Raw genomic sequence first — 21441 nt, 5'->3', positions numbered from 1 at the left:
TGGATGAGTATAGAAAATGGCAGGGGCGGCTGGATTCGAACCAACGCATGGCAGGATCAAAACCTGCTGCCTTACCGCTTGGCGACGCCCCTGTATCTGTTGCAACGAGTACCCAGTACTCGGTTCCTTTAGAGCAGACTTTGCAGCTTGCGATGCAACATCGAAACGTTGCTTCCCTTTGCTACAAACCCTGTAAGGGTCTCTGTAAGAAGGGCCGAGACTTTATCAGCTTCAGCTTTGCTTGGGAAGCCCCCAAACACACAACTTCCAGTTCCGGTTAATTTTGCTTCGGTAAAATTACCTAACAAATTCAAAGCGTTACGTACATCTGGATAACGCCTTGCTACAACCGGTAAGCAGTCATTTCGACTGTTTCCCTTGGGAACGGGGCGCACTTTAATGGGAGGAGAGTTACGTGTCAACAGTGGATCTGAAAAAATTTCTGCTGTACTTACAGATACTTGCGGAACAAGCACGACATACCACGGCTCTTCGGGGTCTACAGGGGTGAGTTTCTCCCCCACGCCTTCGGCAAAAGCGGCGTGCCCACGCACGAAAACCGGGACGTCCGCGCCCAGTGTCAGGCCCAGCGCCGCCAGGCGATCGTGGTCCCAACCCAGTTGCCACAAGTGATTCAGGCCGAGCAATGTCGTTGCGGCATTTGAGCTGCCGCCACCGATGCCGCCGCCCATGGGCAGGATTTTTTCGATCCAGATGTCGATGCCCAATGGGCAACCGGATTGTTCCTGGAGTTGTTTCGCGGCCTTCACAATCAGGTTGCTGTCGTGAGGCACGCCGTCGAATTCGGTGTGCAACTGGATCACGCCGTCATCGCGAACGGCGAAGGTCAGCTCATCGCCGTAGTCGAGAAATTGAAAAATCGTCTGCAACTCGTGATAGCCGTCTTCACGGCGACCGAGAATGTGCAGCATCAAATTCAGTTTGGCCGGGGAGGGCAGGGTCAGGCGTTGCTCGTTCATCTCACTGCCCCAGCTTGCGCGGTTGCCAGTCCTTGATCACCAGCGTGACGTCAAGGTCGGTGCCATGCAGCTTGATGCGCTCGGGCAGCCAGTAACCGTTCTGTTGCACATAGCTCAGGTATTCGACCTGCCAGCCATCCTGTTCCAGCGAAGCCAGGCGGCTGTCGCCATTGAGGCTCAGGCGGCTCTTGCTGTCTGGCGCAGGAAGACCGCGTACCCACCACACCAAGTGCGATACGGGGAGTTTCCAGCCCATCTGTTCTTCCAGCAGGGCTTCCGGCGTTGGCGCTTCATAGCGGCCCTGATTGGCCACTTCCAGGCTGACTTGCCCCGGCCGGCCGGTCAGGCGAGCCGCACCGCGGCCCAGCGGGCCAGACAGGCGAATGTCGTAATAGTCCTGGCGTTGCAGCCAGAACAAGGTGCCGCTGCCCGAATCTTTCGGGGCGCGAATGCCCACCTTGCCCTCGATCTGCCAGCCATCAAGGCTGCTCAGTTGATCCTTGTGCTGCTGCCACTGCGCCGGGTTGCCCGGGCCTTCCACAGATTCACGGGTGCCAAGACCGGAACAGCCGGCAAGCAGGGCAATAAAGCTGAAAACGATAACGTGGCGCAAAAACATAAAATTAAAGGGTCTCGGATCCGGTCAGGCGCTTGATGGTGCTGCGCAGGATTGGGCTTTCGGGCTGTTCCTTGAGGAACTTCTCCCAGATTTGTCGCGCTTCACGCTGCTTGCCATTGGCCCAGAGCACTTCGCCCAGGTGTGCGGCGACTTCCTGGTCGGGGAAGCGCTCCAGCGCCTGGCGCAGCAAGCGTTCGGCTTCGTCCAGGTTGCCCAGGCGGTAATTCACCCAGCCGAGGCTGTCGAGTACGGCCGGGTCTTCCGGGTTGAGCTGGTGAGCCTTTTCAATCAGCTCCTTGGCTTCGGCGTAACGCGTTGTACGGTCGGACAAGGTGTAACCCAGGGCGTTCAGTGCCATGGCATTGTCCGGGTCGCGCTTGATGATAAGGCGCAGGTCTTTTTCCATCTGCGCCAGGTCATTGCGTTTTTCCGCCTGCATGGCGCGGGTGTACAGCAGATTCAAGTCGTCCGGATACTGCAGCAAGGCTTGCTGGAGGATTTTCCAGGCGCGATCGCCCTGCTTGTTGGCCGACAAGGTCTCGGCCTGGATCAGGTACAGCTGGATCGCGTAGTCCGGTTCGGCATCCCGTGCCGCAGCCAGGCGTTTTTCCGCCTCGTCGGTACGGCCGTTGTTCATCAGGATATCGGCCTGGCGCAGTTGCGCCGGCAGGTAGTCATTGCCGGCGCCGACCTGAGCGTATTCAAGCAATGCAGCCTGCGGGTCGTTACGCTCTTCAGCGATGCGGCCCAGGTTCAGGTGCGCCGAATCCACGTGGCTCTCGCGGGCGATCAGGTCTTCCAGGTAACCCTTGGCCTCATCCCAGGCCTTGGCTTCCAGGCACACCAGCGCCAGGGAGTAGCGCAATTCGTCATCGTCCGGGTATTGCTGCACGAGGTTGGCGAACTGCACCTTGGCGTCTTCCATGCGGTCCTGTTCGACCAGCATGCGGGCATAGGTCAGCAGCAGGCGCTTGTCGCCCGGGTACTTCTTGATGCTTTTTTCCAGCAGCGGAATCGCTTCCTTGCCGCGGTTGAGGTTTTGCAGCAGGCGGGCGCGCAGCAGGATCGGCGCGATCTCGCCCTCTTCCGGCGGGTGTTGCTCCAGCAGCTTCAGCGCAGCCTCGGGCTCATCATCCTGTTGCAACAACAGCGCCTTGCCGAAAATCAGCTGGCTGTTGTTCGGGTGTTTTTGCAGCAGGCGGTCGAAACTCTTCATCAGGCCGTTGCGGGTGTCCTGATCGGTGTCGGCGGCCGACAGCGCGAGGAAGTCGAAATGCGTGTCGCCCTTGCCCTGCAGGACCTTCTCCATATACACCATGGAGTCGTCATAGCGTCCGGCGCGGGCCAGTTGAATGGCCGCTGCCCGTTGCGCCTCGAGATCGTCCGGGGCGTTTTTCGCCCAGATCAGCGAGGAGTCCAGGGCCGCCTGATCGGCGCCCAGGTACTCGGCGATGCGAAACGCCCGCTCCGAAATCCCCGGATCCTGAGTATTGATGGCCTGGGTCACGTAGTTATCCAGGGCAATGTCGAAACGATTGCGCTGGCCGGCCAGCTCCGCGCTCAGCAGGCTGAAGATCGTCTCTTCACTGAACGAGGAATAAACCTTGGGCTTTTCAGGGGCGGGGGTGCTGTCTTCTACCGGCGGCGTACCGTCCGGCGACACGGGTGCCATGGCCTGGCAGCCGCTGAGAAAGACAAAAGCAAGGAGCAACGCGGAAGATCTATTCATATAGGAAGAGGACGACTAACCTGCGGTCGGATCATCATGACACAAGCCTTCGGCCAAACATAACCGTGTAGGAGCGAGCTTGCTCGCGAAGAACCAGAGGACAACGCGTTTTATCCCGTAAGCCAGCGTTATCGTTAACGACCATCGCGAGCAAGCTCGCTCCTACAGATGGCCTTTATAGGCGTAAGCTACTAGGACAATAGCCTACGGTGGTTGTTCTGAATCATTCGAAGTAGGACAATTGTCGGCTTCCCGACATCATCAGCGATATTGAATGGCCTTCCTTGCACTCGGTATTAACCACAAGACTGCTTCTGTAGACGTCCGCGAGCGCGTGGCTTTTACTCCCGAGCAGTTGGTTGAGGCCTTGCAGCAGCTCTGCCGGCTCACCGACAGTCGCGAAGCTGCGATCCTTTCGACCTGTAATCGCAGCGAGCTCTATATAGAGCAGGAACATCTTTCAGCGGATGTGGTGCTGCGCTGGCTGGCCGATTACCACCATTTGAGCCTCGATGAGCTGCGCCAAAGCTCATATGTGCACGAAGAGGATGCGGCAGTTCGTCACATGATGCGCGTCGCCTCCGGGCTGGATTCGCTGGTGTTGGGCGAACCGCAGATTCTCGGCCAGATGAAGTCCGCCTACGCCGTGGCCCGCGAGGCCGGCACCATCGGCCCGCTGCTGGGGCGCCTGTTCCAGGCCACCTTCAACTCCGCCAAGCAGGTGCGCACCGACACCGCCATCGGTGAAAACCCGGTGTCCGTGGCGTTTGCCGCCGTCAGCCTGGCCAAACAGATTTTCAGTGACTTGCAGCGCAGCCAGGCCCTGCTGATCGGCGCCGGCGAGACCATCACCCTGGTCGCCCGCCACCTGCACGAGCTGGGCGTAAAGCGCATCGTCGTCGCCAACCGTACCCTGGAGCGCGCCAGCATCCTGGCCGAGCAGTTCGGTGCCCACGCGGTGTTGCTCTCCGACATCCCGGCCGAGCTGGTGCGCAGCGACATCGTTATCAGTTCTACTGCCAGCCAGTTGCCGATCCTCGGCAAGGGCGCGGTGGAAAGCGCCCTGAAACTGCGCAAGCACAAGCCGATCTTCATGGTGGATATCGCCGTTCCCCGGGATATCGAGCCTGAAGTCGGCGAGTTGGACGACGTTTACCTCTACAGCGTCGACGACCTGCACGAAGTGGTCGCCGAAAACCTCAAGAGTCGCCAGGGCGCTGCCCAGGCTGCCGAGGAAATGGTCAGCACCGGTGCCGACGATTTCATGGTGCGCCTGCGTGAACTGGCGGCAGTGGACGTGCTCAAGGCCTACCGTCAGCAAGGCGAACGCCTGCGGGACGAGGAATTGATCAAGGCCCAGCGTATGCTCGCCAACGGCAGCAGCGCCGAAGACGTGCTGATGCAGTTGGCGCGCGGCCTGACCAACAAATTGCTGCATGCTCCCAGTGTCCAGTTGAAAAAGCTTACCGCCGAAGGCCGCCTCGATGCGCTGGCCATGGCCCAGGAACTCTTTGCCCTCGGTGAGGGCGCGACAGAAAGCTCTTCGGATAAAAAACCGCAATGAAAGCGTCACTGCTCAATAAACTGGACGTCCTTCAGGACCGTTTCGAAGAACTGACCGCCTTGCTCGGCGATGGCGAGGTCATCTCCGATCAGACCAAGTTCCGCACCTATTCCAAGGAGTACGCGGAAGTTGAGCCGATCGTGGGCACCTATAAACAGTTGCTCAAGGTTCAGGCTGACCTCGAGGGCGCCCAGGCGCTGCTCAAGGACAGCGACCCGGACATGCGCGAAATGGCCGTTGAAGAAGTGCGAGAGGCCAAGGACAAGCTGATCGAACTGGAAGGCGACCTGCAACGCATGCTGTTGCCCAAGGACCCGAACGACGGGCGCAACGTATTCCTTGAAATCCGCGCCGGCACCGGCGGTGACGAAGCGGCGATTTTCTCCGGCGACCTGTTCCGCATGTATTCGCGCTATGCCGAGCGTCGCGGCTGGCGTGTGGAGATTTTGTCCGAGAACGAAGGCGAACACGGCGGCTATAAAGAAGTCATCGCCCGGGTTGAGGGCGAGAATGTCTACGGCAAACTGAAGTTCGAATCCGGCGTGCACCGCGTGCAGCGGGTGCCGGCCACGGAATCCCAGGGCCGTATCCACACCTCCGCGTGCACCGTGGCCGTGTTGCCCGAGCCCGACGAGCAGGAAGCCATCGAGATCAACCCGGCAGACCTGCGGGTCGACACCTACCGCTCATCGGGCGCCGGTGGCCAGCACGTCAACAAGACCGACTCGGCGATCCGTATCACTCACTTGCCTTCGGGCATCGTGGTGGAGTGCCAGGAAGAACGTTCCCAACACAAGAACCGTGCGCGGGCCATGTCCTGGCTGTCGGCCAAGCTGAATGACCAGCAGACCAGCGCCGCCGCCAATGCGATTGCCAGCGAGCGTAAGTTGCTGGTGGGCTCGGGCGACCGTTCCGAGCGCATTCGTACCTACAACTTTGCCCAGGGCCGGGTCACCGACCACCGCGTCAACCTGACGCTGTACTCCCTGGACGAAATCCTCGCCGGTGGCGTCGATGCGGTAATCGAGCCGTTGTTGGCCGAATACCAGGCCGACCAGCTTGCGGCGATAGGTGAATAAATGACCATTATTGCCAGTTTGTTACGCGCCGCCGACCTGCCGGACTCGCCGACTGCGCGCCTGGACGTGGAATTGTTGCTGGCCGCCGCCTTGGGCAAGTCCCGCAGCTACCTGCACACCTGGCCGGAAAAAATCGTCAGCAGTGAACACGCGCTGACCTTTGCCGACTACCTGCAACGCCGTCGTGCCGGCGAGCCCGTGGCCTACATCCTCGGCCAGCAAGGCTTCTGGAAGCTCGACCTGGAAGTGGCACCGCACACGCTGATCCCGCGTCCGGAAACCGAGATGCTGGTGGAAGCCGCCCTGGAATTGCTGCCTGCCACACCGGCCAAGGTCCTGGACCTGGGCACCGGCAGCGGCGCGATTGCCCTGGCCCTGGCCAGCGAACGCCCGGCCTGGCAAGTGACGGCGGTCGACCGCGTGCTGGAAGCCGTGGCCCTGGCCGAACGCAACCGCCAGCGCCTGCACCTGAACAACGCCACGGTGCTGAACAGCCATTGGTTCAGTGCCCTCGAAGGCCACACTTACAACCTGATCATCAGCAACCCACCTTATATAGCCGACACCGACCCGCACCTGGTGGCCGGTGACGTGCGCTTTGAACCGGCCAGCGCGCTGGTATCCGGGCATGACGGCCTGGACGACCTGCGGCTGATCATCGCCCAGGCACCTGCGCACCTCGACGCCGCAGGTTGGTTGCTGCTGGAACACGGTTACGACCAGGCGCCCGCCGTGCGCGACCTGCTGCTGGGGGAAGGCTTTGAAGAAGTCCACAGCCGCATCGACCTGGGCGGCCACGAACGCATCACGTTGGGACGCCGCCCGTGATGAACGACCAGGAGCTGTTGCGCTATAGCCGGCAGATTCTGTTGCAGCATGTCGACATCGAAGGCCAGTTGCGCCTGAAAAACAGCCGCGCGCTGATCGTCGGCCTGGGTGGCCTCGGTTCGCCGGTGGCGCTGTACCTGGCGGCGGCGGGTGTGGGTGAGCTGCATTTGGCGGATTTCGACACTGTCGACCTGACCAACCTGCAACGCCAGATCATTCACGACACCGACAGCGTCGGCCTGAGCAAGGTCGACTCGGCGATTCGCCGCCTGGGCGCGATCAATCCTCAAATACAGCTGGTTGCCCATCGCAGCGCGCTGGATGAGGATTCCCTCGCGGCCGCCGTGGCGGTGGTCGATGTGGTACTGGATTGCAGCGACAACTTCTCCACCCGCGAAGCGGTCAACGCTGCGTGTGTCGCTGCCGGCAAGCCTTTGGTGAGCGGTGCGGCGATTCGCCTCGAAGGCCAGCTGTCGGTGTTCGACCCTCGTCGCGCCGAAAGCCCCTGCTACCACTGTTTATACGGGCACGGCAGCGACGCAGAACTGACCTGCAGCGAAGCCGGCGTCATCGGCCCGCTGGTGGGTTTGGTCGGCAGCCTGCAAGCCCTGGAAGCCTTGAAATTGCTGGCCGGTTTCGGCGAGCCGTTGGTGGGGCGGCTGTTGTTGATCGACGCCCTGACCACGCGTTTTCGCGAGTTGCGGGTCAAGCGCGATCCCGGCTGCAGCGTCTGCGGTAGCCAACATGGTTAAGGATGCGCCGATTGGTGTGTTCGACTCCGGTGTCGGCGGCCTGTCGGTGCTGGACGAAATCCAGCGTCTGCTGCCCCATGAGTCGCTGCTGTACGTGGCGGATGGCGGGAATATCCCCTACGGCGAGAAAACCCCGGCGTTCATCCTCGATCGTTCGCGACAGGTGGCGGCGTTCTTCCGTGAGAAGGGCGCCAAAGCGTTTGTGATTGCCTGCAACACGGCGACCGTTGCGGCGGTTGCCGATTTGCGCCAGGACTATCCCGACTGGCCATTGGTGGGCATGGAACCGGCAGTCAAACCCGCGGCTGCCGCGACCCGCAGTGGCGTCGTCGGCGTGCTGGCGACCACCGGCACCCTGCAAAGCGCCAAGTTCGCCGCCTTGCTCGACCGCTTCGCCACCGATGTGCGGGTGATCACCCAACCCTGCCCGGGCCTGGTGGAGCTGATCGAAACCGGCGACCTGGACAGCCCGGCCCTGCGCCTGCTGTTGCAAGGCTACGTGGAGCCGCTGATTGCGGCCGGTTGCGACACCATCATCCTCGGTTGCACCCACTACCCGTTCCTCAAGCCCCTGCTCGCCGAGATGCTCCCGCCGACGATCATTTTGATCGACACCGGGGCGGCAGTAGCGCGTCAATTGCAACGTCTTTTGAGTGATCGCGAACTGCTGGCCACTGGCAATCCGCCGCCTGTACAGTTCTGGACCAGCGGCGATCCGCAGCATCTAAGAAATATCCTACCGACTCTATGGAAATCTCCCGGAGTTGTGCGTAGTTTTGGCGTGTGAAAAAAACGTGAAATAACGCCTTTATCCGCTGAACTTCTGGCTATACGGCAGCTTCTATAGCAAGTTAGCCGGTACAAAATCATACAACTTCGTTCGGAAGGGATGTTTCTCTATGAAGCGCTTGTTCTGTTTGGCTGCGATTGCGGCCGCAATGTTGGGGCACTCTTTTTCCGCACAGGCGGCAGGCCTGGAACTTGGGGTGGGAAGTACGAGCGATTCGACCATGACCTATCGGTTGGGGCTGACCTCGGACTGGGATAAAAGCTGGTGGCAGACCGATACGGGGCGCGTGACCGGGTACTGGAGCGGCGCCTACACCTACTGGGACGGTGACAAGCGGGCCAGCGTCAGCAGCCTGTCGTTCTCACCCGTGTTTGTGTATGAGTTTGCCGGGGAGAGGGTGAAGCCGTACATCGAGGCCGGCGTGGGTGTGGCCGTGTTCTCCCGCACGCGGGTAGAAGACAACAATATCGGCCAGGCTTTCCAGTTTGAAGACCGGCTGGGCTTTGGCTTGCGCTTTGTCGGTGGCAGTGAAGTGGGGATTCGGGCCACCCATTACTCCAATGCCGGGATCAGCAGCAATAACGATGGTGTAGAGAGTTATTCGCTGCACTACACGCTGCCGTTGTAGTTTTTTAAGCACACTGCAAAACCATTGTGGGAGCGGGCTTGCTCGCGAAAGCGGTATATCAGNNAGCCCGCTCCCACATTGGCTACTCATTGGTTCCGAAATCAGCGATACACCGTCGCAATCCCCTGGCGCTCATCGATGCACTCCGGCGCGCCCATCTCGAATTCCCGGCAGATCAGCGGCCGCTTCTCGTAAATCGTGCACATCATCGTGTCGCGGTCCAGCGCCGCGCACCAGCCGTCATCCAGGCGCAGCATGACTTCGCCGCCCCAATCGTCGGTATCGATAAAGCGATCGGGCACGCCGGTGTCGGTGATCAGCATGACTTCCAGCTGGCAGCAGCACGCGGCGCAGGTGGAGCAGGTGACGGCAGGTTCGGCGATTTGGGTATGGGGGATGTTGGTCATAGGCGCGCAGTGTAAGGCAAGCGGCTCATAGGTGTGTGAAAGGCCTGACGGACGTCAATGTGCCAACTGCCTGGCGACCCAATGCAACAACGGAAAAATCATCCCCCAGAGTAACGCCAGGCCGATGACGGTCGGCACGGTGCCATAGCCGAAACTCACCCCCGCCAGTTGGCTGCCCGCGTAATAGGACAACGGCCCGCCCACCGCCCCCAACAAACTCGCACGCCACCAGGGCTGCGCGCTCCAGGCCAGGCAATGGCGCAGCGTGGTCGCCAGCAATGCCCACAACAGGATCAGCCACAATGGCGCCAACAGCCCGGGCAGGCTGAAATGAAACACGCCGAATGCACGTAGCACGGTGTCGATCACGGTGCCCAACAAGGTGACGGCAACAATCACCTGGCCTTCCGCTGACCACGAACTTATCCACAGCAGGTGGATTACCAGCACCGCCAACCCCACCAACAGCCACAGACTGTCGCCGCCCAGCACACAGGCAAACCAGCCGCACTGGAACAGCACGGCATTTGCCAGTGGTTTAAGCATCAAAGCGCCCGAGCAATGGCTGGGTCAGCGCCGCCGGCTTGGCCAGCAGCATCTGCGCGGTGCCGATGGTGCGCTCCATGAAGCCGCCTTCGCAGTAGCACAGGTAAAACTCCCACAGCCGCAGGAAGTATTCGTCGTAGCCCATTTCCGTCAGGCGGCTGTGGGCGCGGCGAAAGTTCTCATGCCACAGGCGCAGGGTTCGCGCGTAGTGCAGGCCGAAGTCCTCCATGTGCAGCAGGTTCATGTCCGTGTCGCGGCTGACGACCTCAAGCATCTTCTGTACACAGGGCAGGGCGCCGCCGGGGAAGATATAGCGCTGGATAAAATCCACGCTGCTCTTGGCCTGTTCGTAGCGCTGTTCACGAATGGTGATGGCTTGCAGCAACATCAGGCCGTTGCTCTTGAGCAACTGCGCGCACTGTTTGAAATAGGTCGGCAGGAAGCGGTGGCCCACGGCTTCGATCATCTCGATCGACACCAGTTTGTCGTACTGCCCGGTCAGGTCGCGGTAGTCCTCCAGCAGCAACGTCACCTGATTCTGCAAACCCAGGGCCTCGATGCGTTTTTCAGTGTAGGCAAACTGCTCTTTGGACAGGGTCGTAGTGGTGACCTTGCAGCCGTACTGCTGCGCGGCATAAATCGCCATGCTGCCCCAGCCGGTGCCGATTTCCAGCAGGTGGTCGGACGGTTTCAGCGCGAGCTTCTGGCAGATGCGTTCCAGCTTGTTCAACTGCGCCTGTTCCAGGGTGTCGTCAGCGGTGAGGAACTGCGCGGCCGAATACATCATGGTCGGGTCGAGGAATTCCTCGAACAGGTCGTTGCCCAGGTCGTAGTGGGCGGCAATGTTTTTCTGCGAGCCCTTGCGCGTATTGCGGTTGAGCCAGTGCAGGCCCTGGGTGAAGGGCCGCGCGAGTTTCGCCAGCCCACCTTCCAGCGCATCCAGCACGTCGAGGTTGCTGACCATCACCCGCACCACGGCAGTCAGGTCCGGGCTGCTCCAGTAGCCATGAATAAATGCCTCGCCCGCACCGATGGAACCGTTGGCTGCCACCAGCCCCCACACGGCTGAATCGAGGATCTGGATCTCCCCCAGCAGGTGCGCTTCCCGTGCGCCGAAGACTTGCCGTTCGCCGTCCTCGATCACCACCAACTGGCCGTGGCGCAGTTGGCCGAGCTGGCGCAGAACGGCTTTGCGCAGCAGCGCGGCGGTCATGCCGTTGACGTTCAAGCGGTTGGATTTGACCGATAAGCTAGGGGATTTCATGGCGGCGATCCTTGGTGTATCCGACTGCGGTGCGAGAAGCGCCTTCGGCGGCGTGGTGGGAAAAAATCGGCGTGCGTTTAAGCAAGAGGCGCAAGGCCTGCCAATAAATGGCCAGGCAGGTCTTGGCGGTCATCCACGGGAAGCGCCACAGGTAGCGGTGCAGGCTGGCGCGGTTCAGGGCTTCGCGTTGCAGGCTCAAGGTGGCGTCGAAGACTTTCAGTTCGCCCTGCCAGTCGGCCATATGCACGCCGAGCCTGGCGGCGGGCGGGCTGAAGCTCATGCGGTATTCCAGGTCCCGGGGCAAGAACGGCGACACATGAAACGCCTTGGCCACGGCGAAGTGCTGATGCTCACCGGCAGGCAGCGCCTGGGCTGGCAGCACGTAGTGATAGCGCTCGCGCCACGGGGTGTTGGTCACTTCACAAAGGATCGCGGCCAGCGTTCCGTCGGCCTCGAAGCAGTAGAAGAAACTCACCGGGTTAAAGGCCAGGCCCCAACTGCGGGCCTGGGTCAGCAGGCAGATAACGCCCGAGGGGATGCGCCCCAGGGCCTTGCCGACTTCTTGGCGTACGGCATCGGTCAAGCTCATGCCGTGACGGGTAAATTCACGCAGGTAATCCTGCTGGCGAAACGCGAACGGCGCCCAGCGCTCGCCCGCCAATGGCGACAAGCCGAACACTTCGTCCTGTTCGCTGAGGTCCAGGTACAGCAGGCCGATCCGGTAGCGGAAGGCATGGCCCTTTGGCGTAAACCGCCGATGGGCGATCCAGCCGCTGTACAGGGCGCTGTTCACAGGATTTCCCCGAACGCCTTGGCCACGCGCAATGCGCTGACCACGCCGTCTTCGTGGAAACCGTTGGCCCAGTAGGCGCCGCAATAATAGGTGTGCTGCGTGCCGTGCAGTTCTTCCCAGCGCGCTTGGGCGGCCACGGCGGCCAGGCTGTATTGCGGGTGGGCGTAGGTGTAGCGGGCGAGGACTTTGAGCGGGTTGATCAGCGCCGTTTGATTGAGGCTCACGCAAAAGGTGGTGGTGCTGTCGATGCCCTGCAGGATGTTCATGTCGTAGGTCACCGCCGCCTGTTTTTGCGCGCGGCCATCCAGGCGGTAATTCCAGCTGGCCCAGGCCAGTTTGCGGTCGGGCAGCAGACGGGTATCGGTGTGCAGGACGACGTCATTGTCGGCGTAGGGCAGGGCGCCAAGGATCTGTTGCTCGGCCAGGCTCGCATCCCCCAGCAAGGCCAGAGCCTGGTCGCTGTGGCAGGCGAACACCACCTTGTCGAATGCCTCGCTGCCGGCGGCGCTGTGGATAACTGCGCCGATGGCTGAACGCTCAACCCGGGTGACCGGGCAATTGAGGCGGATATTTTCGCGGAAGGACTGGGTCAGCGGTTCGATATAGCGGCTGGAACCGCCTTCGATCACGCACCACTGCGGCCGGTTGCTCACCGACAACAAGCCATGGTTCTTGAAGAACCGCACGAAGAATTGCAGGGGAAACCCGAGCATGTCAGCCAGGGACATCGACCAGATCGCCGCGCCCATCGGCACGATGTAGTGCTGGATAAATCGCTGGCCGTAGCCGCCCGCTTGCAGGTACTCGCCCAGGGTCATCTCGGCGCTGATGCGTTGCTCTTGCAGGTCCAGGGGCGCCTGGCGGTTGAAGCGCAGGATATCGCGCAACATGCCCCAGAACCCCGGCGACAGAATATTCCGGCGCTGGGCAAACAGGCTGTTGAGATTGTTGCCGTTGTACTCGAACCCGGCGTTCGGGTCGCACACCGAAAAGCTCATCTCGGTGGGTTTGTACGTCACGCCAATTTGCCCCAGCAGCTTGATGAAGTTGGGATAGGTCCAGTCGTTGAACACGATAAAGCCGGTGTCCACCGCATGGCTTTTGCCTTCCACCGTGACATTCACCGTGTGAGTGTGCCCGCCGATGCGGTCGCCCGCTTCGAACAGGGTGATGTCGTGGCGGCGACTGAGCAGGTAGGCGCTGGTCAGCCCGGCAATGCCGCTGCCGATAATGGCGATCTTCACAGGTCGTCCTTTCTCGGCGGCGGGCTGCGCAGCATGCGTTTGCCAATGATCAACTGGACGCGGTTCGGCAGTTTCGACAGTGGCCACAAGGCGGCAATAAACAGGGCAGGGAAGGCAATTTCCAATGGGCGGCTCTGCAGCTTGGCGAAGATATGTCGCGCGGCCTTGTCCGCCGGCCAGCTCAGGGGCATCGGGAAGTCATTGCGGGCGGTCAGCGGCGTGTCGACAAACCCCGGGCTGACCACGGTGACGTCGATCCCTTCAGGCGACAGGTCGATACGCAGGGACTCGAACAGGTAACGCAGGCCCGCCTTCGACGCACCATAGGCTTCCGCCCTGGGCATCGGCAGGTAGGTCACCGCACTGGCCACACCGACCAGGTGCGGTGTATGACCGGCACGCAACAGCGGCAGCGCGGCCTCGATGCAGTAACTGCTGGCCAGCAGGTTGGTGCGCACCACGTGCTCGATGATCGAGGCGTCGAACTGCCTTGCATCCACGTATTCGCAGGTGCCGGCATTCAGGATCACCGTATCCAGCGAACCCCAGGCCACTGCGATGTGTTCACCGATCTCGCGCACGGTCTGGCTGTTGGTCAGGTCGCCGGCCACCACCAGCACTTGCCCGGGGTATTGCTGGGCAAGCTGTTCCAGGGGCGCCTTGGAGCGGGAACTGAGGGCCACATGGGCACCGCTTTCGAGCAGCGTCTTGGCCAGTTCGGCCCCGATGCCACTGCTGGCACCGGTCAACCAGTAACGACGTGGAAGGTTAAGGCTCATCCCATTCTCCTTTTCAGCCAGCTGACCACACCGCCAAGGACCGGCACGTGTTCATACAGCAACTGTCCAGCGTCAAAATAATCCCGGTGGCGATACACCTTGTCGCGCCACAGCAGGTGCGAGCAGCCTTCCACACGAATCACTTCGCCCTTGGCCAGGCGCGGGTGGCAGAAGCTCATTTTCCAGCGCAGGTAGCCTTCGCCTTCCGCCACTTGATCAAAGCCATGGAAGTCAAAGCGCAACTGGGTAACGTTGTCGTACAGCTCGGCGAAGTAGCGGTGCAACGCCGGCAGCCCGTGCACCTCGTGCAGTGGGTCGGTGAAACTGATGTCCTGGCTGTACAGGCCGTCGAGCAGGTGCAGGTTGTGCTTGTCCACACTGGCGAACACCTGGGCGAAGCGGCGCAGGAAATCACTCATAAGCACCTCCGACCGCCTGGCGTGAAGGCAGGCTGCGGAAAGCGGCGAGGGCGCGCTCGCGGGATTTTTTCAAGTCGACGATAGGACGAGGATAGTCGGCCACACCAAAGAGGCCGCCCACGGCGTCGGGGTTGTGCACTTCCTTTTTGTTCAGCGCCGCCAGTTGCGGCAGCCAGTGCTTGATAAACACACCTTCGCCGTCGAATTTTTCCGATTGGCTCAAGGGGCTGAAAATCCGGAAGTACGGGGCCGAGTCGGTGCCGGTGGACGAGCTCCACTGCCAGCCACCGTTGTTGGCTGCCAGGTCGCCGTCGATCAGGTGAAGCATGAAAAAGCGCTCGCCTTCGCGCCAGTCGATCAGCAGGTTTTTGGTCAGGAACATCGCCACCACCATGCGCAGGCGATTGTGCATCCAGCCGGTTTCCAGCAGCTGGCGCATGGCGGCGTCGATGATCGGCAGGCCGGTGCGTGCTTCCTGCCACGCCTTCAAGTCTTCCGGGCTGTTGCGCCAGGCCACGGCTTCGGTCTCTGGGCGGAATGCGCGGTGGCGCGAGACCCGTGGGTAGCCCACCAGAATATGTTTGTAGAACTCGCGCCACAGCAGCTCGTTGATCCAGGTAATCGCGCCGATGTCGCCGCTTTCGAATTCACCCTGGTTGCTTTGCAGCGCGGCATGCAGGCATTGGCGCGGTGAGACCACGCCCGCTGCAAGGTAGGCCGAAAGCTGGCTGGTACCGGGCTTGGCCGGGAAGTCGCGTTCGTCCTTGTAGTAGCTGATTTGTGCGTCGGCGAACTGGTCGAGACGGCGCCGGGCTTCGGCTTCGCCGGCAGGCCACAGGGCGCGCAAGGCTTCGCTCGGGGTAGCGAAGCCCTCGACGTGATCCGGAACCTCGTCGCTTTTGAGTGTGAGCGGCGCCTGCGCCTTGGGCGTGGCGACCAAACGCGGCAAGGCGCCATGCAGGCGGCTGTAGCAGACCTTGCGGAACTGGCTGAACACCTGGAAGTAGGTGCCGGTCTTGGTCAGCACGCTGCCGGGCTGGAAAAACAACTGGTCCAGATAGGTGTGGAACGTGATGCCTTGAGCTTCGAGGGCCTTGGCCACGGCGCCGTCGCGGCGCTCTTCGTGGATGCCGTATTCGTCATTGACGTGTACCGACTCCACCGACAGTTCCTGGCACAGGCCTGCCAGTACTTCAGGTGCTTGATCCCAAGTGTCGGCATGGCGGATCAATAACGGAATGTTCAACTCGCCCAGTGCCGAGCTCAAGCGCTGCAGGTTGCGCAGCCAGAAATCGACCTTGCACGGCGCGTCATCGTGGGCCAGCCATTGCCCGGGGCTGATCAGGTAGACGGCCGCTGTCGGGCCACGCTGTGCGGCGGCGGCGAGGGCGGTGTTGTCATGTAGGCGCAGGTCGGTGCGCAGCCAGATCAAGTGCATTTAAATAAGTCCACGCTGGATCAGTACCTGATGGGCCGACAACGGGTCTTCGGCCAGGAGCAATTCAGGAATCTCTTGGGTTAATACGGACAGCTCCGCCTGGTGGATGCATACCGTTGGTCCGGTTATCAGTTTTGGGCAACTGAAGCCGCTCAACAGTTTGCCCAGCACCGAGGTATGGAGTGCCTTGCTCGAATACAGCAGTACCGCGCGGGGTTGCAGATGCTCGACGGCCAGGGCCAGTTCGCCTGCCGGCAATGGCCAGTCGAAAACTTCCACCGGGCAATCGGCGCTGCTGGCGAGCCAGGCGGTGAGCCACAGGTGCGGCTCCAGCGGCAGGTCGGAATGGTTGATCAGCAGCAGGGGGGCGCCGTTGAGCTGGCGGTTGTTGTGATACATCCGCGCACCGAATTTGCTGCGCAGCCAGGAATAGAAAAATACCCGTTCCATCTGCGCGCCGAACTGGCCTTGCCAGCGCAGTTCGAGCTCCTTGAGCAACGGCAATAACAGTTGCTCGCACAAGGTGCGCGGCGGGTACAGCGCCATGGCCTGGTTGAAGGCATCATCCACCCGGCGCTCGGCCAGTTCGCTGATGGCCTGCACCAGGTGCTGGCGGCGGTTGTGCCATTCGTTTTCCACCGGCGGCTCGCTGGTGGCTTGCGCGGTGTCGATCAGGCTCTTGACCTGGCTGACCGGCACACCGCGGTTGAGCCAGGTCAGGATGGTATGGATGCGTTGCACGTGCTCGGCACTGAACAGGCGGTGCCCCTTGGGCGTGCGCTGGGGCACGATCAGCCCGTAGCGCCGCTCCCAGGCGCGCAAGGTCACGGCGTTGACGCCGGTCTGGCGCGCCACTTCGCGGATCGGCAGCCAGCCTTGTTCGATGGCCTCGGCGATGTCTTCGCCAGGTTCTTGCAGGGGAAAAGTCATAGGTTAAATCGCATTACGCAGGCTGAGGTTTTCCGGGTGCGGTTGCAGGTAGGCCTGCTGCGCGATATAGCGGTCCGGATGCTGGCGAAAGTGGTGCTTGAGCAGCGTCAGCGGTACCACCAGCGGCACGATGCCCTGGCGGTATTGGCTGATGATGGTCTGCATTTCCTGTTTGTCTTCGGCGCTGATGGCCTGCTTGAGGTAGCCGCTGATGTGTTGCAGCACGTTGGTGTGGGTGCCGCGTGTGGCGCACTGGGTCAGGGCGCTCATCAGTTCGCTGAAGTAGCCGGCGGCCAAGGCGCCCAGGTCGACGTCCCTGGGCATGCTGCCCAGCAGGTTGCCGAGGCTTTTGTAATGCACCGGGCTGTGGGCCATCAGCAGGTATTTGTAGCGCGAGTGAAATTCCAGCAGGCGATGACGGGTCAGGCCTTCGGCGAGCAGTTGCTGCCAGGTGGCGTAGACGAACACCCGGGTCAGGAAGTTTTCCCGCAGCACCGGGTCATTCAGCCGACCGTCTTCTTCCACCGGCAGGTTGGGGTGGCGCGCACAAAACGCCTGGGCGTAGATGCCGCGCCCGCCGCCGTCGATGGGCATGCCGTTGTCCTGATAGACCTTGACCCGTTCCAGGCCGCAGGACGGGGATTTCTGCATGAAGATGTAACCGCAGAGGTCGGTGTGTTCAGCGGCCATTTGCTGGCCGTAATCGTCCAGCGGCTGGGTCACGTTAAGTTCGCGGTTTACGGTGCCAACGGCCTGTGGATTGAGCGGGTCGCCCACCAGGCGAATCGGCTCGCGGGGGATGCCCAGGCCAATGGCGACTTCAGGACACAGCGGCACGAAGTCGAAATAATCGGCCAGGGTCTGGCTACACAGCTGGGATTGTTTATGCCCGCCGTTGAAGCGCACGTTCTCGCCCAACAGGCAGGCGCTGATGGCGATTTTCGGTTTGCCGGTGGCGGGCAGGGTGCTGGACATGGCCAAACCTCGATGAAATTCCTGTACAGAGTTAAATTTCTGTACAACTTAATCTCATCATAGGTTTGAAGCTGTACAAGTCAAATAATTTGTACAGGTATTTGCGGAATGGCTATTTCCAGCCGATTTTCCAGTCTTCGGCGTTTTGCAGGGTTTGCCAGGCCAGGCGCTGCACGCGATGGCTCATCACGGCTTCCAGCTCGATTTCCTGCACATCGCCTTCGTCATCACGCAGCAGTTTGGTCACCAGAAAATGTTTTTCCTTGTACTGCGGGCGGGCTGCTGTCCACTTCGACAGCAGCAACTTGGCGGGATTGATGCGGTTCATCGCAGGTGCTCGATCAACCGCCGCGCCGCCTCCTGGCCGCTGAGCCACGCACCTTCCACGCGGCCTGACAGGCACCAGTCGCCACATACATACAGGCCCAGGTCGGCGTCGGCCAGCACGCCAAATTCATGGCTGGTGGACGGCCGCGCGTACAGCCAGCGGTGGGCGAGGGTGAAGGAAGGCGCCGGCATGGCGCTGTGCAGCAGTTCGGCGAAGGCGCCGTGCAGGTGTTCGATCACGGCTTCCTTGGACAGGTCCAGGTGTTGCTTGCTCCAGGTGCTGGTGGCGTGCAAAACCCAGGTGTCGAGGGTGGTGTCGCGCCCCGGTTTGCTGCGGTTGCGCGCCAGCCAGTCCAGCGGGCTGTCCTGGACGAAGCAGCCTTCCATGGGCGTATCCAGCGGCTTGTCGAAGGCCAGGGCAATGGCCCAGGTCGGGTCCATCTTGACCCCGGCGGCGACACTCGCCAGCTTGGGCGCAGCGGCCAGCAAGGCAGTGGCCTGGGGCGCTGGGGTGGCGATGATCACGTGGCTGAACGGGCCGTGGCTTTCGCCGTCGGCGTCCAGCAGGTTCCAGTGATGTTTACCCTGGAACACCTCGGCGATGCGGCAACCGAACTGCACCGGCAAGTCATCGAGCAGGGCGCGGGTGATCGCGCTCATGCGCGGCGTGCCGACCCAGCGGATCTGTTCATCGGGGGAGGGCGTCAGTTGGCCGGACTTGAAGTTGTACAGCTGTGGCTTCCATTGCTCGGCGCAACCATTGGCCTGCCAGCGTTGCACCTCGTTGACGAAGCGCCGGTCGCGGGCGGTGAAGTACTGTGCGCCCATGTCCAGCGATCCCGCATCGCTGCGCTTGCTGGACATGCGACCGCCACTGCCGCGGCTTTTATCGAAGAGTTGTACAACGTGCCCCGCGTCTTTCAACGCTCGGGCGGCGGAGAGACCGGCGATGCCGGTGCCAATGATCGCGATGGGAACAGTCATGGGAGGCCTCGTTTTACCGTTGGGTACAGACTACGCCGACACCAATAGCTGTACAATATTGTTTTTTGGTATAAGTTTTGGCGTACCTGATCGTTTGGCGTGACCTATGGTTAAACCTGAAGGTTTAACCAGCGTTGCGCCCGATTAAAACATCCCTGTTTATAAAATAGACTAACGGTGGTCGGCGAACGTTACACGAGGAACAACTCATGCACATTTTGCTGACCGGCGGTACCGGTTTGATCGGCCGTCAACTTTGCCAATACTGGCTTGCCCAGGGCCATCGCCTCACGGTCTGGAGCCGCCATCCCGAACAAGTGGCTAAATTGTGCGGCGCCCAGGTGCGTGGCGTCGCCCGCCTGCAGGACATCAACGAGGCGGTGGACGCGGTGGTCAATCTGGCCGGCGCGCCGATTGCCGACCGGCCCTGGACGCATAAACGCAAGGCGCTGTTGTGGAGCAGCCGTATCGGCCTCACCGAAACGCTGCTGGCCTGGCTTGAGGGCCTTGAACACAAACCGGCGGTGTTGATCTCCGGTTCCGCGGTGGGCTGGTACGGCGACGGTGGTGAGCGCGAGCTGACCGAAGACAGCGGCCCGGTGCAGGACGATTTCGGCAGCCAGTTATCCATTGCCTGGGAAGAAACCGCCCAGCGTGCCGAGGCATTGGGCATCCGCGTGGTGCTGGTGCGTACCGGGCTGGTGCTGGCGGCGGAGGGCGGCTTTTTGTCGCGGCTGTTGCTGCCGTTCAAACTGGCGCTGGGCGGGCCTATCGGCAATGGTCGGCAGTGGATGCCATGGGTCCATATAAAGGATCAAATCGCCCTGATTGATTTTCTTCTGCACAAGACCGATGCCAGCGGTCCTTATAATGCCTGCGCGCCACACCCGGTACGCAACCTGGAGTTCGCCAAGACCCTGGGCAAGGTGCTGCACCGCCCGGCGTTCATGCCCATGCCGGCGTTTGCCTTGCGTATCGGCCTGGGCGAGTTGTCCGGTTTGTTGCTGGGTGGCCAGCGGGCTTTGCCGCAGCGGCTGTTGGCGGCCGGTTTCACTTTCCAGTTCACTGAGTTGCATGCGGCCCTGGACGACTTGTCCAGCCGCCTCTAGAGATAGGATGTTGCATGACGGATCACGCGTTGTTACTGGTCAACCTGGGTTCACCGGCGTCCACTTCGGTGGCGGATGTGCGCAGCTACCTCAATCAGTTCCTGATGGACCCTTACGTCATTGACCTGCCATGGCCGGTTCGGCGTTTGCTGGTGTCGCTGATCCTGATCAAGCGCCCGGAGCAATCGGCCCATGCCTACGCCTCGATCTGGTGGGACGAAGGCTCGCCGCTGGTAGTTCTTAGCCGTCGCTTGCAACAACAGATGACTGCACAGTGGACCCAGGGGCCGGTGGAGTTGGCCATGCGCTATGGCGAGCCGTCGATTGAAAGCGTACTGACCCGGCTGGCGTCCCAAGGCATCCAGAAAGTGACCCTGGCGCCGTTGTACCCGCAGTTTGCCGACAGCACCGTGACCACGGTAATCGAAGAGGCCCGGCGCATGGTACGGCACAAAAAGCTGGCGATCGAGTTTTCGATTCTGCAGCCGTTCTACGATGAACCGGAGTACCTGGACGCCTTGGCCAACAGCGCCAGAGCCTATGTGGAAGAGGATTTCGATCACCTCCTGCTGAGCTTTCATGGGTTGCCCGAGCGCCACCTGAAAAAGCTCGACCCTACCGGGCAACACTGCTTCAAGGACGCCAACTGCTGCCAGAACGCCTCTCCCGAGGTGCTTGCCACGTGCTATCGCGCGCAGTGTTTCAGCGTTGCGCGGGATTTTGCCGAGCGCCTTGGCTTGCCGGATGGCAAATGGTCGGTGGCGTTCCAGTCGCGGCTGGGCCGGGCCAAGTGGATCGAACCGTACACCGAGGCACGTCTTGAAGCGTTGGCTCAGCAGGGCGTGAAGAAGCTGCTGGTGATGTGCCCGGCGTTTGTTGCGGACTGCATCGAGACACTGGAGGAAATTGGTGATCGCGGCCTGGAGCAATTCCGCGAAGCGGGGGGCGAAGAGTTGGTGTTGGTGCCGTGCCTGAACGATGACCCGCAGTGGGCGGCGGCGCTCAATACCCTGTGTGAAAGAGCGCCGGTCGCGCTGTAATCAAGCCGAGTGAGGACTGAATGTGGGAGCGGGCTTGCTCGCGAAGGCGGTGGGTCAGTTAATGAAGATGGCGACTGACACACCGCTTTCGCGAGCAAGCCCGCTCCCACATTGACTGTGCCCACTCTGAATTTTCGGTGTTACTCGTGATGCGGCTCGCCCAGGAAGGTCAGGGAACTGGAAAAAGCGCCGGTTGCACTGTAATCAAGCCGAGTGA

General features: G+C 61.4%; 23 protein-coding genes and 1 tRNA gene. 8 read left to right on the top strand and 16 right to left on the bottom strand.

Translation table 11 applies throughout. The annotated features are described in order from the left end of the window. Positions 1 to 17: 17 nt before the first annotated feature. The 4 genes from HX786_RS19435 to HX786_RS19420 all read right to left on the bottom strand — a co-directional run bounded on the left by HX786_RS19435 (position 18) and on the right by HX786_RS19420 (position 3328). Positions 18 to 92, bottom strand: a tRNA-Gln gene (locus tag HX786_RS19435). 36 nt (positions 93 to 128) lie between these two features. Beyond that, positions 129 to 980 carry a 4-(cytidine 5'-diphospho)-2-C-methyl-D-erythritol kinase gene (gene ispE, locus HX786_RS19430; RefSeq protein ID WP_178912486.1) on the bottom strand — a complete coding sequence of 284 codons (852 nt, stop codon included), beginning with the start codon at positions 978 to 980 and terminating at the stop codon, positions 129 to 131. 1 nt (position 981) lies between these two features. Next, positions 982 to 1599 (bottom strand): lipoprotein insertase outer membrane protein LolB, encoded by a 618-nt coding sequence (gene lolB / locus HX786_RS19425; protein ID WP_008432261.1) that lies wholly within the window; start codon positions 1597 to 1599, stop codon positions 982 to 984. 4 nt (positions 1600 to 1603) lie between these two features. Continuing rightward, positions 1604 to 3328, bottom strand: coding sequence for a tetratricopeptide repeat protein (locus tag HX786_RS19420; RefSeq protein WP_008432263.1), 1725 nt, complete (start codon positions 3326 to 3328; stop codon positions 1604 to 1606). A gap of 274 nt (positions 3329 to 3602) precedes the next feature. Here HX786_RS19420 and hemA point away from each other — a divergent pair, with 274 nt between their 5' ends. The 6 genes from hemA (at position 3603) to HX786_RS19390 (ending at position 8969) form a co-directional block, all read left to right on the top strand. Continuing rightward, a complete protein-coding gene (hemA, locus tag HX786_RS19415; RefSeq protein WP_008432265.1) occupies positions 3603 to 4892 on the top strand; it encodes a glutamyl-tRNA reductase in 1290 nt (429 codons plus the stop codon). Continuing rightward, positions 4889 to 5971, top strand: a complete 1083-nt coding sequence (gene prfA / locus HX786_RS19410) for a peptide chain release factor 1 (RefSeq protein WP_003208405.1) — start codon at positions 4889 to 4891, stop codon at positions 5969 to 5971. Before hemA ends, prfA begins: the two co-directional genes overlap by 4 nt. Further along, positions 5972 to 6799, top strand: a complete 828-nt coding sequence (gene prmC / locus HX786_RS19405; protein WP_003208408.1) for a peptide chain release factor N(5)-glutamine methyltransferase — start codon at positions 5972 to 5974, stop codon at positions 6797 to 6799. It abuts the gene before it with no gap. After that, a complete protein-coding gene (locus HX786_RS19400; protein WP_178912485.1) occupies positions 6796 to 7551 on the top strand; it encodes a molybdopterin-synthase adenylyltransferase MoeB in 756 nt (251 codons plus the stop codon). Before prmC ends, HX786_RS19400 begins: the two co-directional genes overlap by 4 nt. Further along, a complete protein-coding gene (gene murI, locus HX786_RS19395; RefSeq protein ID WP_003208413.1) occupies positions 7544 to 8338 on the top strand; it encodes a glutamate racemase in 795 nt (264 codons plus the stop codon). The genes HX786_RS19400 and murI overlap by 8 nt, the downstream gene beginning before the upstream one ends. A gap of 112 nt (positions 8339 to 8450) precedes the next feature. Further along, positions 8451 to 8969: an acyloxyacyl hydrolase gene (locus HX786_RS19390; protein WP_003208415.1), complete on the top strand. Its 519-nt coding sequence runs from the start codon at positions 8451 to 8453 to the stop codon at positions 8967 to 8969. A 101-nt stretch (positions 8970 to 9070) separates the two neighbouring features. Here the strand turns inward: HX786_RS19390 and HX786_RS19385 are convergent, their stop codons facing one another. The 12 genes from HX786_RS19385 to HX786_RS19330 all read right to left on the bottom strand — a co-directional run bounded on the left by HX786_RS19385 (position 9071) and on the right by HX786_RS19330 (position 19075). After that, positions 9071 to 9376: a YkgJ family cysteine cluster protein gene (locus HX786_RS19385; RefSeq protein ID WP_003208416.1), complete on the bottom strand. Its 306-nt coding sequence runs from the start codon at positions 9374 to 9376 to the stop codon at positions 9071 to 9073. Positions 9377 to 9430: 54 nt separating this feature from the next. Then, entirely contained in the window at positions 9431 to 9922 is a 492-nt protein-coding gene (locus HX786_RS19380; protein ID WP_003208418.1) for a DUF2878 domain-containing protein, read from the bottom strand. Continuing rightward, positions 9915 to 11186 carry a cyclopropane-fatty-acyl-phospholipid synthase family protein gene (locus HX786_RS19375; RefSeq protein ID WP_087693767.1) on the bottom strand — a complete coding sequence of 424 codons (1272 nt, stop codon included), beginning with the start codon at positions 11184 to 11186 and terminating at the stop codon, positions 9915 to 9917. Before HX786_RS19375 ends, HX786_RS19380 begins: the two co-directional genes overlap by 8 nt. Further along, a complete protein-coding gene (locus HX786_RS19370) occupies positions 11173 to 11979 on the bottom strand; it encodes a DUF1365 domain-containing protein (protein ID WP_003208422.1) in 807 nt (268 codons plus the stop codon). The genes HX786_RS19375 and HX786_RS19370 overlap by 14 nt, the downstream gene beginning before the upstream one ends. Next, positions 11976 to 13223 carry an FAD-dependent oxidoreductase gene (locus tag HX786_RS19365; protein ID WP_177022698.1) on the bottom strand — a complete coding sequence of 416 codons (1248 nt, stop codon included), beginning with the start codon at positions 13221 to 13223 and terminating at the stop codon, positions 11976 to 11978. Before HX786_RS19365 ends, HX786_RS19370 begins: the two co-directional genes overlap by 4 nt. Further along, a complete protein-coding gene (locus HX786_RS19360) occupies positions 13220 to 14002 on the bottom strand; it encodes an SDR family oxidoreductase (RefSeq protein ID WP_177029275.1) in 783 nt (260 codons plus the stop codon). The genes HX786_RS19365 and HX786_RS19360 overlap by 4 nt, the downstream gene beginning before the upstream one ends. Beyond that, entirely contained in the window at positions 13999 to 14421 is a 423-nt protein-coding gene (locus HX786_RS19355) for a nuclear transport factor 2 family protein (protein WP_003208426.1), read from the bottom strand. The genes HX786_RS19360 and HX786_RS19355 overlap by 4 nt, the downstream gene beginning before the upstream one ends. After that, positions 14414 to 15859, bottom strand: coding sequence for a deoxyribodipyrimidine photo-lyase (gene phrB, locus HX786_RS19350; RefSeq protein WP_178912484.1), 1446 nt, complete (start codon positions 15857 to 15859; stop codon positions 14414 to 14416). Before phrB ends, HX786_RS19355 begins: the two co-directional genes overlap by 8 nt. Further along, a complete protein-coding gene (locus tag HX786_RS19345; RefSeq protein ID WP_177070173.1) occupies positions 15860 to 16789 on the bottom strand; it encodes a MerR family transcriptional regulator in 930 nt (309 codons plus the stop codon). A 3-nt stretch (positions 16790 to 16792) separates the two neighbouring features. Beyond that, on the bottom strand, positions 16793 to 17764 hold the full coding sequence (locus HX786_RS19340) for a DUF523 and DUF1722 domain-containing protein (RefSeq protein ID WP_008432288.1): 972 nt from the start codon (positions 17762 to 17764) through the stop codon (positions 16793 to 16795). 112 nt (positions 17765 to 17876) lie between these two features. Continuing rightward, entirely contained in the window at positions 17877 to 18092 is a 216-nt protein-coding gene (locus HX786_RS19335) for a TIGR02450 family Trp-rich protein (RefSeq protein WP_008432289.1), read from the bottom strand. After that, complete coding sequence (locus tag HX786_RS19330) at positions 18089 to 19075, bottom strand: NAD(P)/FAD-dependent oxidoreductase (RefSeq protein ID WP_178912483.1); 987 nt, start codon at positions 19073 to 19075, stop codon at positions 18089 to 18091. The genes HX786_RS19335 and HX786_RS19330 overlap by 4 nt, the downstream gene beginning before the upstream one ends. Before the next feature lie 209 nt (positions 19076 to 19284). Here HX786_RS19330 and HX786_RS19325 point away from each other — a divergent pair, with 209 nt between their 5' ends. Next, positions 19285 to 20184, top strand: a complete 900-nt coding sequence (locus tag HX786_RS19325) for a TIGR01777 family oxidoreductase (protein WP_003208436.1) — start codon at positions 19285 to 19287, stop codon at positions 20182 to 20184. A gap of 14 nt (positions 20185 to 20198) precedes the next feature. Then, the gene (hemH, locus tag HX786_RS19320) at positions 20199 to 21224 is read left to right on the top strand and encodes a ferrochelatase (protein WP_178912482.1); all 1026 of its coding nucleotides are present in this window, start codon (positions 20199 to 20201) and stop codon (positions 21222 to 21224) included. The last annotated feature ends 217 nt before the right edge of the window (positions 21225 to 21441 follow it).

Origin of the sequence: Pseudomonas sp. 21615526 (genome assembly GCF_013386245.1) — a bacterium.
Classification (GTDB): Bacteria; Pseudomonadota; Gammaproteobacteria; order Pseudomonadales; family Pseudomonadaceae; genus Aquipseudomonas.
The sequence above is the reverse complement of the archived record's forward strand: the minus strand, read 5'-3'. Positions and strand labels throughout refer to the sequence as shown.

Excerpts from the sequence above, each read along its gene's own strand:
- ispE (WP_178912486.1), bottom strand. The coding sequence starts at position 980 with ATGAACGAGCAACGCCTGACCCTGCCCTCCCCGGCCAAACTGAATTTG.
- lolB (WP_008432261.1), bottom strand. The coding sequence starts at position 1,599 with ATGTTTTTGCGCCACGTTATCGTTTTCAGCTTTATTGCCCTGCTTGCC.
- HX786_RS19420 (WP_008432263.1), bottom strand. The coding sequence starts at position 3,328 with ATGAATAGATCTTCCGCGTTGCTCCTTGCTTTTGTCTTTCTCAGCGGC.
- hemA (WP_008432265.1), top strand. The coding sequence starts at position 3,603 with ATGGCCTTCCTTGCACTCGGTATTAACCACAAGACTGCTTCTGTAGAC.
- prfA (WP_003208405.1), top strand. The coding sequence starts at position 4,889 with ATGAAAGCGTCACTGCTCAATAAACTGGACGTCCTTCAGGACCGTTTC.
- prmC (WP_003208408.1), top strand. The coding sequence starts at position 5,972 with ATGACCATTATTGCCAGTTTGTTACGCGCCGCCGACCTGCCGGACTCG.
- murI (WP_003208413.1), top strand. The coding sequence starts at position 7,544 with ATGGTTAAGGATGCGCCGATTGGTGTGTTCGACTCCGGTGTCGGCGGC.
- HX786_RS19390 (WP_003208415.1), top strand. The coding sequence starts at position 8,451 with ATGAAGCGCTTGTTCTGTTTGGCTGCGATTGCGGCCGCAATGTTGGGG.
- HX786_RS19385 (WP_003208416.1), bottom strand. The coding sequence starts at position 9,376 with ATGACCAACATCCCCCATACCCAAATCGCCGAACCTGCCGTCACCTGC.
- HX786_RS19380 (WP_003208418.1), bottom strand. The coding sequence starts at position 9,922 with ATGCTTAAACCACTGGCAAATGCCGTGCTGTTCCAGTGCGGCTGGTTT.
- HX786_RS19375 (WP_087693767.1), bottom strand. The coding sequence starts at position 11,186 with ATGAAATCCCCTAGCTTATCGGTCAAATCCAACCGCTTGAACGTCAAC.
- HX786_RS19360 (WP_177029275.1), bottom strand. The coding sequence starts at position 14,002 with ATGAGCCTTAACCTTCCACGTCGTTACTGGTTGACCGGTGCCAGCAGT.
- HX786_RS19355 (WP_003208426.1), bottom strand. The coding sequence starts at position 14,421 with ATGAGTGATTTCCTGCGCCGCTTCGCCCAGGTGTTCGCCAGTGTGGAC.
- phrB (WP_178912484.1), bottom strand. The coding sequence starts at position 15,859 with ATGCACTTGATCTGGCTGCGCACCGACCTGCGCCTACATGACAACACC.
- HX786_RS19345 (WP_177070173.1), bottom strand. The coding sequence starts at position 16,789 with ATGACTTTTCCCCTGCAAGAACCTGGCGAAGACATCGCCGAGGCCATC.
- HX786_RS19340 (WP_008432288.1), bottom strand. The coding sequence starts at position 17,764 with ATGTCCAGCACCCTGCCCGCCACCGGCAAACCGAAAATCGCCATCAGC.
- HX786_RS19335 (WP_008432289.1), bottom strand. The coding sequence starts at position 18,092 with ATGAACCGCATCAATCCCGCCAAGTTGCTGCTGTCGAAGTGGACAGCA.
- HX786_RS19330 (WP_178912483.1), bottom strand. The coding sequence starts at position 19,075 with ATGACTGTTCCCATCGCGATCATTGGCACCGGCATCGCCGGTCTCTCC.
- HX786_RS19325 (WP_003208436.1), top strand. The coding sequence starts at position 19,285 with ATGCACATTTTGCTGACCGGCGGTACCGGTTTGATCGGCCGTCAACTT.
- hemH (WP_178912482.1), top strand. The coding sequence starts at position 20,199 with ATGACGGATCACGCGTTGTTACTGGTCAACCTGGGTTCACCGGCGTCC.